Here is a 14,570-nt window from a genome sequence, read left to right as displayed (position 1 = left end):
TCACCCGACCGGCTGCCACTCCGCATCCGGCATCCGGACGATCGCCCACCCCACCGCGGCGAATCCGGCTGCCTGCAACCCCCACCCGACCAGATCCAACGGATGACTGCTGACGATCACCGCCGTCAGATGCAACGGCTGCGAAACCCCCACCGCCAAAGCCGCCATCCGACCACCCACCCCGGATCGCCACATCGCAATCCCGAGCAACACGGTCCCGAGCACATGCCCGACCACGAACACCAGCCCCGCCACATTCATCGACCCGTGCGACACCTCGGCAACCTTCGTGATCGACGCCTGATCGATCCCCGCCGTCCCCGCCGCCCACGTGAAGACGTCGCTGCTCGCCGTCCACGGCAACGACAGGTATCCCGGCACCATCAAGCACAACGCCACCCCGGTCAACCACGGCGTACCTCGCCGCGTCAGCCGCCCCACGAAGTACACCCCCGGCACCAACGTCAGGAACGCGACGTACGCCAACCAGATCACCAGCGAACTGCGATCCAGATTGTTGACAATCTTATTGACGATTGTCGACGAATCGTCCGCCGTGTTGTACGGCAGCAGGAACCGCAGCGCCGCCACCGCCGCCGGCCCGACCGGCAGGATCACCGCCGCCATCCACCGCCACACCGGCCGGATGTCCACACGGCTCGACGTACGACTGATCGTCTGAGTCATCACGCACCCGCCAGCTCGCGCCGCGGCAGCAGTACCGCGATCACACCGACAACAGTCGCCGCCACCCCGACGCCCGCGGCAACGATCGCGACCGCCGGTACACCGTCGGCGAAGAACGCCGGTACGGCGAGCAACGCCGACGCCAGCCGCAGCGTGATCAGCGGCGCGAGCGCCCACCGCTTCCCGCGCCACGCGAGACCGACCAGCGCCAAGCTGATCAGACCGACGACCGCGGACCCGATCGCGATGCTCATCGGCGGGTGCTCCCCGTCCGTCGTGAGCGGCGACGCGAGGTCGACGAGCCCGAGCAACCCCAGCAGCACCAACCCGAACTTGTACATCTCCGTACCCCCTTGTGTTGTGGTTCGGCACCCACACTGCGATCCCGGAACCGCGACGGCCCGGGGACCACGTCCCGCCCATCCAGGCGCCTCCCCGCCGAATCCGGGATCGCGATCCCGAGACGCCGGGAACGTTCCGGGAGCACACTTCGGATATGACGACCTCAGGGAACCGCCGCGGCCTGTCCGGTGCGCTCGCCGCACTGGTGGTCGTCGAGGTGGTTTTCGCCGTCGCGTACGGCGTCTCGGCCGGCTGGGGCTGGCAGGAACTTGTCGACAACTTCGTCGTGACGAACGGCTTGATGGGCCTGACGTTCGGCCTCTGCGGCGCGGTCATCGCCTGGCACCGCCCGACCAACCCGATCGGCTGGCTCTTCCTCGCGGACGGCATCGGGCACGCGACGACGCCGGTCGCCGACGCGTTGGCTCACGTCGTACCCGGCCACGTCGCGCAGCAGGCACTCGTCACCGTCTCACTGGCCGCCTGGCCGTGGTCGATCGGCCTGTTCCTACCGCTCGCACTGCTGCTGTTCCCGGACGGCCGGCTGTTGTCGCCGCGCTGGCGCTGGGCAGCGATCGGCATCGTCGTGACCTCGCCGCTCTTCGTCCTCGAGATGGCCGGCAGCGGGGAGCCGGTCTCGTCCGACGTGCCGCGCGGATTGTTGACAATCCCACGATTCGACGCGCTGCAACCGCTTTGGACCGCGACGGAGATCCGCAACCTGGTCGCGATCCTGCTGGCGCTCAACTGCCTGGCGATCCGCTACCGCCGCGCGGACGAAGCGGGCCGCCGGCAACTGTTGTGGTTGCTCCTCGCATCGGTGATCGCCCTGCTGTTCGTCACCCCGTGGGCCTTCGTCACCGGTACGCCGATCCTGGTCCTGCTGGCGATTCCGCTGATCCCGATCGCCGTTGCGGTGGCGATCGTCCGGTATCAGCTCCTCGACATCCGCCTGGTGGTCTCCCGCGCATTGACCTGGGCGCTGCTGTCATTGGTTGCTATCGGCATCTATGCCGCGCTGGTCGCGGTCCTGGACTCGCTGATCGCCTCGCAGGTGGGCCGTTCGGCGGCGGTCACGGTATTCGTCGCGCTGATCATCGCCCCGGTACTCCCTCGCCTGCAGCAGCTCGTCGACCGCGCCTTGTACGGCGACCGCCACGACCCGGCGCGGGTCGCCTCTCGCGTCGGCTCCCAACTGTCGGCGGGTCTGCCCGGCGTCGTCGCCGCGGTCCGCGAGGCACTCCGCCTGCCGTACGCCGCGATCCGGGTCGACGGCACGGTCATCGCCGCGGACGGGATCCCGCCGCAGGTCGGCCCCGCGCCCAGCGGCGTACCGCTCGCTTACGGCGGCGAAGTACTCGGACTGCTCGAGGTCGGACCGCGTTCCGGCGAGTCGGGGCTCTCGTCGGCGGACCGCAACGTCCTCACGCTGGTCGCCGTACCGCTGGCCGCGGCCGTCCATGCGACGCGGCTGTCCGCGGAGCTCCAGACGTCACGGGAGAAGCTCGTGTCCGCACGCGAGGAGGAGCGACGACGGCTGCGCCGCGACCTGCACGACGGGCTGGGCCCGACGCTCACCGGCGTAGCGTTCGCGGCGGACGCGGCCGCCAACCTCATCACCACCGACACGCCGCGAGCCGTCGAACTCCTGACCCGGCTACGCGCCGACACCCGCGCGGCGATCACCGACGTACGCCGTCTGGTCGACGATCTGCGTCCGCCGGCCCTGGACGAACTCGGCCTGATCGCCGCCCTCCGGCAACGCGTCGACCAGATGTCGATCCGCGCCGACGGCACCCCGATCCGAGTCACCGTCACCGCCGACGGCTTGCCGGCACTACCTGCCGCGCTCGAGGTCGCGGCGTACCGGATCGCCACCGAGGCCCTCACCAACGTGGTCCGCCACGCCTCGGCGACGTCCGCCGTACTGTCTCTCCGCTGCGACACCGAACTGGAGATCGAGATCACCGACAACGGCGAACCGACCGGCGCCTGGCACCCCGGCGTAGGCCTCCAAGCCATGCACGACCGCACCGCCGAACTGGGCGGCACCCTGACCACCGGCCAAACTCCCACCGGCGGCCGAGTCCAGGCCCGCTTCCCCCTCCACACCACCGCCGGCGCCGAGCCCCGTACGACCACCTTGGGGGTGCGGTGATCCGGGTTGTCGTGGCCGACGACCACCCGGTGGTACGCGCCGGGCTCGCGGCGCTGTTGACCTCGCTCCCCGGTATCGAGGTGGTCGGTGTCGCCGCGACCGGCCGGGAAGCGATCCGCGAAGTCGTCACCACCCGCCCGGACGTCGCCGTACTCGACCTGCAGATGCCCGACCTCGACGGCTTCGCCGCCACCCGCGAACTGGCCCGCTCGGCCCCGGACGTCGCCGTCCTGGTCCTCACCATGTTCGAGGACGACGACTCGGTCTTCGCCGCGATGCGCGCCGGCGCCCGCGGCTACCTGGTGAAGGGCGCCGAACAGGAGGAGATCGCCCGCGCCATCCGCGCCGTTGCCGCCGGCGAGGCGATCTTCGGCCCCGGCGTCGCGCGCCGCGTCCTCACGTTCTTCGCCGCTCCGCCATCGGCCGATCCGTTCCCCGAACTCACCACCCGCGAACGCGAGATCCTCGACCTCCTCGCCGCCGGCCTCTCCAACCCCGCGATCGCCACCCGCCTGGACCTCGCCCCGAAGACCGTCGCCAACAACGTCTCGACGATCTTCACCAAACTCGGCACCGCCGACCGCGCCGCCGCCATCATCCAGGCCCGCAACGCCGGCCTCGGTCTACCGAAGGACGGGTAGTTCCCCGCCGACTGCCTTCAAGTACCGCTTCCCGACAGTCTCCAGGTGCGCCACCAACCCGCGCGGCCCGTCGACGCGGAAGTCCAGCCCCAGCATCCCGACGTACACCGCGATCAACTCGTACGAATCCGCCCCCGTGACGAGCACACTCGTCTGCTCATCGACCGACTCGACGATCCCGACCGCAGCGTGGATCCGCGACAACACCTCCTGCGCCGGCGCGTACACGGTGATCCGCGCGTGCACCTTCCACCCCGCCGACGCCACGTCGCGCAGTACGAAATCGGCGTACTGGTCGTCCCGCATCGGCCGCGGCCGGTACCGCCGACCCGTTGCCATCCGCAACGACATCCAGTCGGCGCGGTACGTGTGCCACTCCCCCGCCTCGTCCCGCGCTACCAGGTGCCAGTACCCGTGCCAGCTCACCAACCGGTACGGCTCCACCAGGATCGGCAGGTCCTGCGTCGTACTCGATCCGGCCTTGTAGAGCGAGTCGTCCTCCGGTACGGCGTACTCGAAGCGGAGGTAGTGCTCGTCCCGGATACATGCGGCGATTGTCGACAATAGGACGGTGTCGATCTCGGGCGGATCGATGTTCGACCGCGTGTTGTCGGGGCCTTTCGACATCGCGTCGTTGATCGCGTTCACCTGCCGCTGCAGCCGATGCGGCAGGACCTGCTGGAGCTTGGTCAACGCCCGCAGACTGCTCTCCGCCATCCCGACGACGCCCGCCCCGGTCCGCAGCCCCACCGCGACCGCTACCGCTTCCTCGTCGTCGAGCAGCAACGGTGGAAGCTTCGCGCCGATCCCGAGCCGGTAGTGCCCCGCCGGACCACGCGCCGCGTCGACCGGGTACCCGAGCTCGCGCAGCCGGTCGATGTCGTTGCGCACCGTCCGCGTCGTCACCTCGAGCCGCTCCGCCAGCTCGGCACCGGTCCACGCCGGCCGCGTCTGCAGCAACGCCAGCAGGCTCAACAGCCGCTGCGAAGTCTCCAGCAAATCAGTCTCCTAATTAGGAATCTAATGTTCCTATATGGATCCTACGGTAGAGCCATGAACACGAACGAGAACATCCGGCCCTTCACCGTCACGATCGACCAGGCCGACCTGGACGACCTGCAGCAGCGGCTCGCACGGACCCGGCTCCCCGAGGCGGCCCCCGGCGACGACTGGGACTACGGCACCCCGAACCACTACCTCCGCGAGATGGTCGACCACTGGCAGCACGGCTTCGACTGGCGCGCGCAGGAGGCCCGGATGAACGAGTTCCCGCACTACCTGACCGAGATCGACGGCCAGACCGTGCACTTCCTCCACGTACCGTCGAAGGTCGAGGGCGCGACCCCGCTACTGCTCACCCACACGTACCCGGGTTCGTTCGTCGACTTCCTCGACATGATCGGCCCGCTCACCGACCCCGCGGCGTACGGCGGCTCCCCCGCCGACGCGTTCTCGGTCGTCGTACCGTCGATCCCCGGCTTCGGCTTCAGCACCCCGCTCGTCGGCCGCGGCTGGACGATGGCCCGGGTGGCCCGCACCTTCGACACCCTGATGCGCCGCCTCGGCTACGACTCGTACGGCACCCACGGCTCCGACGCCGGCGCGATGGTCGCCCGCGAACTCGGCATCCTCAACCCACCCGGCTTCCTCGGCCTGCACGTCCTCCAGCTCTTCTCGTTCCCGTCCGGCGACCCGGCCGAATTCGAGAACTTCACCCCCGACGACTACGCGGCCCTCGAACACCTCAAGTGGTTCCAGTCCGTCGGCGGCTACAACGCCATCAACTCCACCCGCCCCCAAACCGTCGCCGTAGGCCTCGCCGACTCCCCCGTAGGCCAACTCGCCTGGAACGAACTCTTCAACAACTTCGGCAACGGCACAAGCCTCGTCACCGCCGACCAGATCCTCACCGAAGTAACCCTCTACTGGCTGACCAACACCGCATCCACCGCCGGCCGCTACCACTACGAAGAAGCCAACGCCGCCACCGAACCCCAACTGAACCACGCCCCCACCGGCGTAGCCGTCTTCACCGACGACTTCAAAACCATCCGCCCCCTAGCCACCCGCGACAACCCCAACATCACCCACTGGTCCACCTTCCCCGAAGGCGGCCACTTCGCCGCCCTCGAACGCCCCACCGACATCGTCACCGACCTCCGCACCTTCTTCCGCAACCTCTGAACGACGCTAGGGCGGTCGCGTCCTGTGGATAACTCGATCCACAGGACGCGACCGCCTCGTATTCTGAAGCCGAGGCTCGAGCGACCGGAAGGATCACACATGGACCCCGAGGAAACGCAGCACCTGCTTCCCGACGGGAAGACAGTCTGGGTGCTGTCGACACCCGCTGCCTCGGAAAGCCTGCCCGGCATCCTCCAACTCTTCCGCTCAGGCAAGGCGGAACCACTCATCTTCGGCGATGCCGGCCAGCCCGAAGCCGCCGTGATTCCCTTCGAAGTCTGGCGAGCGCTCCTCGAGAATGCCACCGACGCAGAGGGCTTCGACTCCTCGTACTCGCTCGCCCGCCACCGCTTGCGGAACCCTGGCGGTCCTCCGGTCCCGTTCGACGAAGTCGCCACCGAGTTCGGCTGGGACGTCAACGAGGAGGTCGACGACTCCGAGTTCCGTAAGCCGCAATGACGCAGTACCGACTGCTCGTCAACCACGACCTGCTCCTGTATATGCGAGAGCTCGACCGTGCTGCTGCGTCGCAGCCCGGCGGCCTGCGCCACCGCGAGTTCCGCGCACTGCGAGCCGGCCTTCAGGCCCTCGCCCACGGCGAGGAGGCCGACTTCGAAGGGAAGCGCCTCCGCTTCGCCGACCACGACCTCAGCGACTGCGCCGAGATCAAGCTTCCGGTCATCCCAGAGACCCGCGGCAACCAGCAACTCGGCGCCTCCCACCGCCTTGTCTACCGCGAATTCAAGGCCGAGGACGGCGGCCCACCGTACCGCGAAGCGATCTGCTTCGAGCACCGCCGAGACGACCGTCCATTCGAGGTCGCCGCCAACCGCCTAGGCCGCGAGGCCGGAGTCAGACGCAACACCGTCAGGACGTACGGCGCATCCTCCGAAATCGCCCCGCTCCGCCAAAGCCTCCCACCCGACATCCGCCGCGCCTTAGCCGCAGCAGCAAACGTCGCCCCAGCCCGCCATGCCCCCACGACTCCCCGCACCAGCGATCCCCACGCACCCCGCCAGAACGAACCTAGACCCGCCCGAGAACGCTAGCCCTCCGTGCGACGCGCCATCGCCGAGCTAGTGCGTGCTTGTCGGTGGGTTCTGGCAAGCTGCTCCGCGAGGGGTGATTGTGAGTATGCAGCCAGGGATTTATGACGCATTGGTGACGAACAGTCTGCTTGCCGAGATGGCGCAGTTTGATGGTCAGCAGCCGGTCGTGCACGAGATTGATGAGGCTGATCAGCCAGACGTGCTGGCGCGGTACGTGGGTGACGCGGTCCGGCGAGCGCTCGGGGGCACGCGTGACGCCGAGCGACGGGTTGCTCTGGTCAACGACCTTCTGCAACGCCTTGGCGAGCATGAGGGGCTGCTTCCTGGCGCGCCGCCTCGTCAGCTGCAGGCGCTGTATCCCGCCGTCCGGCCGGGCATCACGACCTATGGTTCGACCCGTCCGAGCACGCCGCTTTCGGACGCCGCGCTGCTGACCAACTCGCACGGCGAGCCATCGCTCGGACCGGAATTGCGGGCCGAGATCGACACCTCCGACGAGGTCGACCTGATCTGCGCCTTCGTGAAGTGGTACGGCCTTCGCCTGCTCGAGCCCGAGCTCGCGCGCCTGCGGCTTCGGAACGCCCCGTTTCGCGTGATCACCACTACCTATCTCGGGGCGACGGACCGGACAGCGCTCGATCGACTCGTGAATGACTTCGGCGCGGAGGTCAAGATCCAGTACGACGTACTGCGCACACGCCTGCACGCGAAGGCCTGGCTGTTCCGCCGGGACACCGCCTTCGACACCGCGTACGTCGGGTCGTCGAACCTCTCGCGGGCGGCGCTTCTCGATGGCGTCGAGTGGAATGTTCGGCTGTCCCGGATTGCGACGCCGGGTCTGCTCAACAAGTTCGGCGCAACCTTCGACACGTACTGGAACGATTCGACGTTCGAGTCGTACAACCCCACCCGGGACCGTGACCGCCTCGACGACGCGCTCGCTGAGGCCAGTGGGCGGACGTCATCCAGCCGGGTGACGATCTCACTCGCGGGTCTTGAAGTACGCCCGCGGCCGTATCAGGCCGAAATGCTCGAGGAGATCGAGGTCGAGCGCGAAGTACACGACCGGCATCGCAACCTGGTCGTGGCAGCGACCGGCACTGGTAAGACCGTGATCGCAGCCCTCGACTACCGACGGCTCCGCGACGCGGCGCTCAAGCGCGGCGAGCCTGCCCCGTCCCTCCTGTTCGTCGCCCATCGACGCGAGATCTTGCAGCAGTCGCTCCGCACCTATCGCGAGGTTCTCGCGGACGCCAACTTTGGCGAGGAGTACCACTCGGGCACCCGCCCGGAGCACTGGCGACACGTCTTCGCGTCCGTCCAGGCATTGACGGCGTACGACATGACGTCCATGCCGGCGGATTCTTTCGACATCGTGGTCGTGGATGAGTTCCATCATGCTGCGGCGCCGACGTACCGACGGCTGCTGAATCACCTGCAACCCGTCGAATTGCTCGGGTTGACGGCGACACCGGAACGCACCGACGGGTTCGACCTGCTCAGCTTCTTCGGTGGCCGAACGGCAGTTGAGCTGCGTCTCTGGGACGCGCTCTCGGCCGATCTGCTCTGCCCGTTCCACTACTTTGGAATCGCGGACGGCACGCAGCTCAACGACCTGCAATGGAAACGCGGACGGTACGACGAGCGGCAGTTGGAGGAGCTCTACACGGGAAACGACAACCGGTCCGCCATCGTCTTGCGCGAACTCCGGGACAAGCTCTCGGATGTGCGCACGATGCGTGCGCTCGGGTTCTGCGTCTCGGTCGCCCATGCCGAATACATGGCGAAGACCTTCAACGAGGCCGGCATTCCCGCCCAGGCAGTCTCCGGCGAGAGCCCGACAGCGGTCCGTGATCAGGCCCTTCGCGATCTGAAGGACCGTCGAGTGAACGCCCTCTTCGCCGCCGACCTCTTCAATGAAGGCCTCGATCTTCCCGAGGTCGACACCGTCCTGTTCCTCCGACCGACGGAAAGTCCAACGGTGTTCCTGCAGCAACTAGGGCGGGGATTGCGTCAATCCGATGGCAAACCAGTACTCACCGCGCTCGACTTCGTCGGACATCAGCGCAAGGAGTTCCGCTTCGATCTCAGGTTCCGGGCGCTCACCGGCAAGAGTCGAAAGGGTCTGGAAGACCAGGTCAAACAAGGATTCCCCGCGCTGCCCTCCGGGTGCGAGATCGTCCTCGACAAGGTCGCTCAGGAGGTTGTCCTGTCCAACCTGAAGGGACAGGTCGCGGGACGTTGGCAGGACATGGTGCGCGAACTTAAGGTTCAGGGCGACCAAAGCCTGGAAGACTTCGTCCAGGAATCAGGAGTCGAACTCAGCGATGTACTTCGCCCCGGCCGGAGTTGGACCGCACTCCGCCGCGATGCAGGAATGCCCACGCGCGATGGATCCGCGTACGAGAGCGCGTTGCTCCGGCGGGTCAGGGCGCTGTCGCACGTGGACGATCCAGAACGGGCGCAGACCTATCGACGACTGCTGCAGGACGACGGGCCGTCGTACGACGAACTCGCGCCGAAGCAACGTACGTTCGCGCGCATGCTGTTCTTCTCGCTCTGGCCGAACGGCGGCGGATTCTCGTCATACGCAGAGGGCTTCCATGCTCTCCGGCAGGAGCGCGCGGTCCGCGAGGAACTCGTGGAGATCACCGACTTCGCCATGGATCATGCTCGACATCGCGCCATGCCGTTGAGTGGCCGGCTCAGCGATCTCGCGCTCCGGGTGCATGCCCGGTATCAGCGCGAGGAGATCCTCGCGGCTCTCGACTACGCAAATCTGCAGCGTCGACCTAGTACCTTCCAGTCAGGCGTCTTGTACTCGGAAGAGCGGAACTCCGATGCATTCCTCGTCACGCTGGTAAAGTCTGAGGCTGATTACTCGCCGACCACGATGTACCGCGACTACGCCATTAGCCCGACGCTCTTCCATTGGGAGACTCAGAGCAATACCTCGGTGACGTCGCGAATGGGGCAGCGATACCTCAATCACCGCGATCAGGACACGAGGATCTTGATCTTCACCCGCGAACGCAAGCTCACCGACCTCGGCACAGCGCCGTACCTGTTCCTCGGACCCGCCACCTACACTTCGCACACCGGCGACCGCCCGATTGCCATCACATGGCAACTCGACCACGCCATGCCCACGGAGATCTTCCAGGCAGCATCCGTCGTCGCATGACCACGAGACGCTAGCGTGTCTCGCAAAGACTGAAGGGGGTTCTTTCGATGGGCCTCAGCCTGTCCGAAGATCTCGCGCTGCGCGAGCGGATCATGGCGCGCCTCACTCACCTGTGCGATCAGGCAGGTGGGATGGTCACTCGCGAACAGTTGACGAACTTCGACATCGACGGCGGGCAACGCCGCTTGGTCGACGCGAGCCGCGGTATCTGGAACCCGCGAGACCTGAATGGAACTCTCGCCATCGTCAGCTCTCCTGATGGTCCGTACGATGACCGGCAGGTCGATCAGGGGTACTTCGTTTATGACTACCAGGCGAGTTCCAGTAACGGCGACACCGCAAGCTCCGAGCCGCGATCGAATTCGGCTTGCCAATCATCTTGCTCCACAAGCTTAAGGCGAGTCTGTTCGTCCCCATCTTTCCGGTCTTCGCTGTCGCCGATGATCCGGCAGCACGCCACTTCCTGATCGCGCTGGATGAGTCTCTGCGCTGGATGCCGCGCCCCGACAACCCGTCCACCGAGGTCAAGCAATACGCCGAGCAAGTCACCCGCAGGCGGCTCCACCAACCTGTGTTTCGAGCCTCTGTCATTCGCGCCTATCAGACGCAATGCGCGGTCTGTCGCCTCCAGCATGGCGAGCTACTCGACGCGGCGCACATCCTGCCCGACTCGCATGAGAACGGCATGCCGCACGTCAGCAACGGCCTGAGCCTCTGCAAGATCCACCATGCCGCGTATGACCGGAACCTGATGGGCATCCGCCCCGACAACGTGGTCGAGATCAATCGAGAGCTCCTGGCGGAGCGCGATGGACCGATGCTCAAGTACGGCCTGCAGCAGATGCACGGCAGCACGATCGCTGTCCCCCGCCGCAGACTTGACCGCCCCGACCCTGATGCCCTCGCGTGGCGCTACGCCCAGTTCCAAGCAAGTTGACGCGCGACTCAGAAGCTTGGGTGATGGCTTTGTCCTGATTCTTCTATTTGAAGTGCCGCCGCCGGAGGGCGAGGGTGGGGGGTATGGAATTTACTCAGCTTGGGCGTACGGGGCTTTCGGTTAGTCGGGTTGTACTGGGGACTATGAACTTCGGGCCTCTGACCGAGGTGGGGGATGCGCACGCGATCATGGATCGGGCGCATGAGGTGGGGATCAACTTCTTCGATACCGCGAACGGGTACGGGCGGCAGATCTACCCGGGGCGGACCGAGGAGATCATCGGGGAGTGGTTCGCGAAGGACGCGAAGAACCGGGAGAAAACGGTGCTTGCGACCAAGGTGTACGGGGACATGGGGCAGGAGTGGCCGAACACCAGTCGGCTGTCCGCGCTCAACATTCGGCGGGCGCTGGACGCCTCGCTGAAGCGGCTGCAGACGGACTACGTGGATCTGTACCAGTTCCACCACGTGGACCGGAACACGCCGTGGGAGGAGATCTGGCAGGCGATGGAGGTCGCCGTACAGCAGGGGAAGGTGCTGTACGCCGGGTCCAGCAACTTCGCGGGGTGGCATATCGCGCAGGCGCAGGAGGTCGCTGCGAAGCGGAACTTCAACGGGCTGGTCAGTGAGCAGTCGCTGTACAACCTGATCCAGCGGGACGTCGAGCGTGAGCTGCTGCCGGCGGCGCAGGCGTACGGGCTCGGTGTGATCCCGTGGTCGCCGCTGCACGGTGGGCTGCTCGGTGGCGTGATCCGCAAGGAGAACGAAGGGGTACGGCGGCTGGAAGGTCGCTCGAAGGAGACGCTGGAGCGGTTGCGGCCGCAGATCGAGCAGTACGAGGCGTTCGCGGACGAGCTCGGGCACGAGCCGGGTGAGCTGGCACTGGCGTGGCTGCTGCACCAGCCGGCCGTGACCGGTCCGATCGTCGGGCCGCGGACGATGGAGCAGCTCGAGTCCGCCGTCCGCGCGGTGGAGATCAAGCTCGACGAGAAGAGCCTTGCCCGGCTCGACGAGATCTTCCCGGGGTACAAGACCGCCCCGGAGGACTACGCCTGGTAACGACGACCAGCTGGCCGTCGTACACATTTAGTCTGTGTACGACGGCCGGCTCGTCAGCTCACGTCATTCGTCTGCGTCGCAGAACCGGTCGACATCGAGCGTCGGGCACACGGCGAGCGCCTCGTCGACGGAGGTCGGCTGAGACAAGACGTCCGGACCGGTTCCGGTCCGAACCGCCGTACAGAGAAGCCGGTAGGCGGCCGTTCCGACAAACGGAACACGACCCAGCCCCCGGCCGCAGCACGGGTGGCCCAGCGCGCTGAGCGTCGCCTCCGTACCCGCGCCGACCACCCACCTCCAGGTCGGCACCGCCTCGACAACAAGCGCGAAGCCACGCGCCGAGTGCGAGACCGAGACGCGATTCACCACGCCGCACCGGCGATCGACGGGGGCGTGCAGTCGATGCCGCCTGCGTTGCGGTCCCCTCAGTTGTGGCCGGCGGTGGTCGGGAGCATGCCGATGAGGGCGTCGGCGGCTAGGGACGCGGCTGGGCCGGTGGGGACGGCTACGGAGACCTGCCAGTCGGAGGCGGTGCCGGGGGCCAGGGTGACGGTGATGTGGTCGCCTCGTTTGGCGGCGATGCGTTCGGGGACCAGGGCGACGCCTAGGTCGTGGGCGACCAGGGCGAGCAGGGTGTGTACGTCGTTGACCTCGATCGTCACCGGGTGGGCGACGCCTGCGGTGGCGAAGGCGCTGTCGGAGATCGCGCGGGCGCCCCAGGTCGGGTCGAAGTCGACGAACGACTCCCCCGCCAGGTCGTCGAGCGTGACACCGGATGCCTTCGCGAGGCGGTGGTCGGGGGCGCAGACCAGCACCATCGACTCGCGGGACAGCGGTCGCAGGTCGAGGCCGTCGACCGGGTCGCCGGCGGTGGCGACGAACGCGACGTCGAGCCGCCCGGAGGCGAGCTCGTCGAGCATCGGGGTGGAGCCGGCCTGGCGGACCTCGATCTCGACGCCCGGGTACGCCGACCGGAACTTGGCGAGCAGCGCCGGTACGTCGACCACGCCGAGGCACTGCTCCAACCCGACCGTGAGGTGTCCGCGCAGGAGCCCCTGCACCGCGGCGACCGCGTCCTTGGCCGCCTCGGCCGCTGCGAGCGCGCGCCGCCCCTCACAGAGCAGTGCCCGTCCGGCCTCGGTGAGCTCGACGCTCCGGGTGTTCCGCACGAACAGACTCGCGCGCAGCTCCCGCTCGAGCGCCCGGATCGAGGCGGACAGCCCCGACTGCGAGATCGACATCGCCTCAGCGGCCCGCGTGAAGTGCTTCTGCTCGGCCACCGCGACGAAGTGCTCCAAGTGCCTCAGCTCCATGACTAAGAACTGTAGTCGATCGAATCCGACCGATTCTGCGGCCCCGCATGTTGCACTGCCCGATTGTCCACAGGTTCGAAGAAGCGTGTTCGCGGCGGGGCCGATCCGAATACTTTCCCCGGCATGATCGATCTCTTGGCGGACGAGATCCGCGATCCCCAGACAGAAGCCCAGTTCGGCCGGTGCGTGGCGCTGCGCATCGCCGCGTCCGACCACGTTCGGCACCAGCGTCACGAGCGGGCCGTCGCGATCTGGCGGCAGCTCATTCGAGAAGGCGGAGAGGACGGCGATCAGGCGCACGTCGACTACGCCGAGTTCCTGTTCGGCGAGGGCCGTGACGACGAGGCCCGGGCCGAGCTGGCCGCGGTACAGGAGAAGAGGCGCATCCACGGCACAGCCTGGGCCAGCGCTGCGGAGCTCCTCGAAGAGCGGGGCGAGGACGCGGAAGCGCTGCCGTGGTACTCGGCGGCGACCGACGCCCTGACCGTCGAGGATGTCTTCCGCGACGATCACCTCCAGGAACTGGTGACCGGTCGACGCCGGGTGCGATGGGCGCTGCAGCTGCCGCTCGACGAGATCGACCTGCTCGGATACCAGGGCACTGACGAGGCACTGGACCGCGAGGCCGCCCAGCGCGCCCTGCTCCGGGATCCCGTGGTCGTCGACGGACAGCTGCAGGTGTGGGACCGCAGCGAGTTCGACGCCGGTGTGCCGTGGCGGAACCATTTCGTCGGCACCGACCCCGATGCGTACTGCCTGGCAGCCGAGCGGGCGCTGCGCGTCGAGGACCGCCCGGTGACGATCGCGACCTGGACGTACGCCGGGTTCCTGGACAGTCTCGAGGACGAAGAGGCCCAGATCCTGTCGGTGCCCGACGGTCGACGGGTCTCGTGGCCGCCCGCGCGGAACGAGCGGTGCTGGTGCGGGTCCGGGACCAAGTACAAGAAGTGCTGCGGCGGGCCGTTGCCGGCAGTCGAGGCCTTACCGCCTCCGGAGGAGTCCACTGGGTAGGGTGTC

The 14,570-nt window shown here is 67.4% G+C and carries 13 protein-coding genes; 9 read left to right on the top strand and 4 right to left on the bottom strand.

Going from position 1 to position 14,570, the window contains the following annotated elements:
- Positions 1 to 687, bottom strand: coding sequence for a hypothetical protein (locus ACXJJ3_RS37255; protein WP_458166629.1), 687 nt, complete (start codon positions 685 to 687; stop codon positions 1 to 3).
- A complete protein-coding gene (locus ACXJJ3_RS37250; RefSeq protein WP_458166627.1) occupies positions 687 to 1,028 on the bottom strand; it encodes a hypothetical protein in 342 nt (113 codons plus the stop codon). Before ACXJJ3_RS37250 ends, ACXJJ3_RS37255 begins: the two co-directional genes overlap by 1 nt.
- Before the next feature lie 155 nt (positions 1,029 to 1,183).
- Here ACXJJ3_RS37250 and ACXJJ3_RS37245 point away from each other — a divergent pair, with 155 nt between their 5' ends.
- Positions 1,184 to 3,187, top strand: a complete 2,004-nt coding sequence (locus ACXJJ3_RS37245) for a histidine kinase (RefSeq protein WP_458166626.1) — start codon at positions 1,184 to 1,186, stop codon at positions 3,185 to 3,187.
- Positions 3,184 to 3,828 carry a response regulator gene (locus tag ACXJJ3_RS37240; RefSeq protein WP_458166625.1) on the top strand — a complete coding sequence of 215 codons (645 nt, stop codon included), beginning with the start codon at positions 3,184 to 3,186 and terminating at the stop codon, positions 3,826 to 3,828. The genes ACXJJ3_RS37245 and ACXJJ3_RS37240 overlap by 4 nt, the downstream gene beginning before the upstream one ends.
- Here the strand turns inward: ACXJJ3_RS37240 and ACXJJ3_RS37235 are convergent.
- The gene (locus tag ACXJJ3_RS37235; RefSeq protein WP_458166624.1) at positions 3,811 to 4,827 is read right to left on the bottom strand and encodes a helix-turn-helix transcriptional regulator; all 1,017 of its coding nucleotides are present in this window, start codon (positions 4,825 to 4,827) and stop codon (positions 3,811 to 3,813) included. The genes ACXJJ3_RS37240 and ACXJJ3_RS37235 overlap by 18 nt on opposite strands.
- A gap of 54 nt (positions 4,828 to 4,881) precedes the next feature.
- On the opposite strand from ACXJJ3_RS37235, the gene ACXJJ3_RS37230 reads away from it, so the two are divergent.
- From ACXJJ3_RS37230 to ACXJJ3_RS37205, 6 genes are all read left to right on the top strand, one after another.
- A complete protein-coding gene (locus ACXJJ3_RS37230; protein WP_458166623.1) occupies positions 4,882 to 6,012 on the top strand; it encodes an epoxide hydrolase family protein in 1,131 nt (376 codons plus the stop codon).
- 99 nt (positions 6,013 to 6,111) lie between these two features.
- Complete coding sequence (locus tag ACXJJ3_RS37225) at positions 6,112 to 6,471, top strand: hypothetical protein (protein ID WP_458166622.1); 360 nt, start codon at positions 6,112 to 6,114, stop codon at positions 6,469 to 6,471.
- On the top strand, positions 6,468 to 7,061 hold the full coding sequence (locus ACXJJ3_RS37220) for a hypothetical protein (protein ID WP_458166621.1): 594 nt from the start codon (positions 6,468 to 6,470) through the stop codon (positions 7,059 to 7,061). The genes ACXJJ3_RS37225 and ACXJJ3_RS37220 overlap by 4 nt, the downstream gene beginning before the upstream one ends.
- Positions 7,062 to 7,137: 76 nt before the next feature.
- Positions 7,138 to 10,245, top strand: a complete 3,108-nt coding sequence (locus ACXJJ3_RS37215; protein WP_458171989.1) for a DUF3427 domain-containing protein — start codon at positions 7,138 to 7,140, stop codon at positions 10,243 to 10,245.
- Positions 10,246 to 10,612: 367 nt separating this feature from the next.
- Positions 10,613 to 11,182 carry an HNH endonuclease gene (locus ACXJJ3_RS37210; protein ID WP_458166620.1) on the top strand — a complete coding sequence of 190 codons (570 nt, stop codon included), beginning with the start codon at positions 10,613 to 10,615 and terminating at the stop codon, positions 11,180 to 11,182.
- Positions 11,183 to 11,265: 83 nt separating this feature from the next.
- A complete protein-coding gene (locus ACXJJ3_RS37205) occupies positions 11,266 to 12,240 on the top strand; it encodes an aldo/keto reductase (RefSeq protein WP_458166619.1) in 975 nt (324 codons plus the stop codon).
- A gap of 425 nt (positions 12,241 to 12,665) precedes the next feature.
- On the opposite strand, the gene ACXJJ3_RS37200 is transcribed toward ACXJJ3_RS37205, so the two are convergent.
- Positions 12,666 to 13,553 (bottom strand): LysR family transcriptional regulator, encoded by an 888-nt coding sequence (locus ACXJJ3_RS37200; protein WP_458166618.1) that lies wholly within the window; start codon positions 13,551 to 13,553, stop codon positions 12,666 to 12,668.
- Positions 13,554 to 13,676: 123 nt separating this feature from the next.
- Between ACXJJ3_RS37200 and ACXJJ3_RS37195 the strand changes: the two genes are divergently transcribed.
- Positions 13,677 to 14,564, top strand: coding sequence for an SEC-C metal-binding domain-containing protein (locus ACXJJ3_RS37195; RefSeq protein ID WP_458166617.1), 888 nt, complete (start codon positions 13,677 to 13,679; stop codon positions 14,562 to 14,564).
- Positions 14,565 to 14,570 lie beyond the last annotated feature (6 nt).

It is taken from the genome of Kribbella sp. WER1 (genome assembly GCF_054189145.1).
Note: the sequence above shows the minus strand (reverse complement) of the source record. Positions and strands in the feature narration are given on the sequence as shown.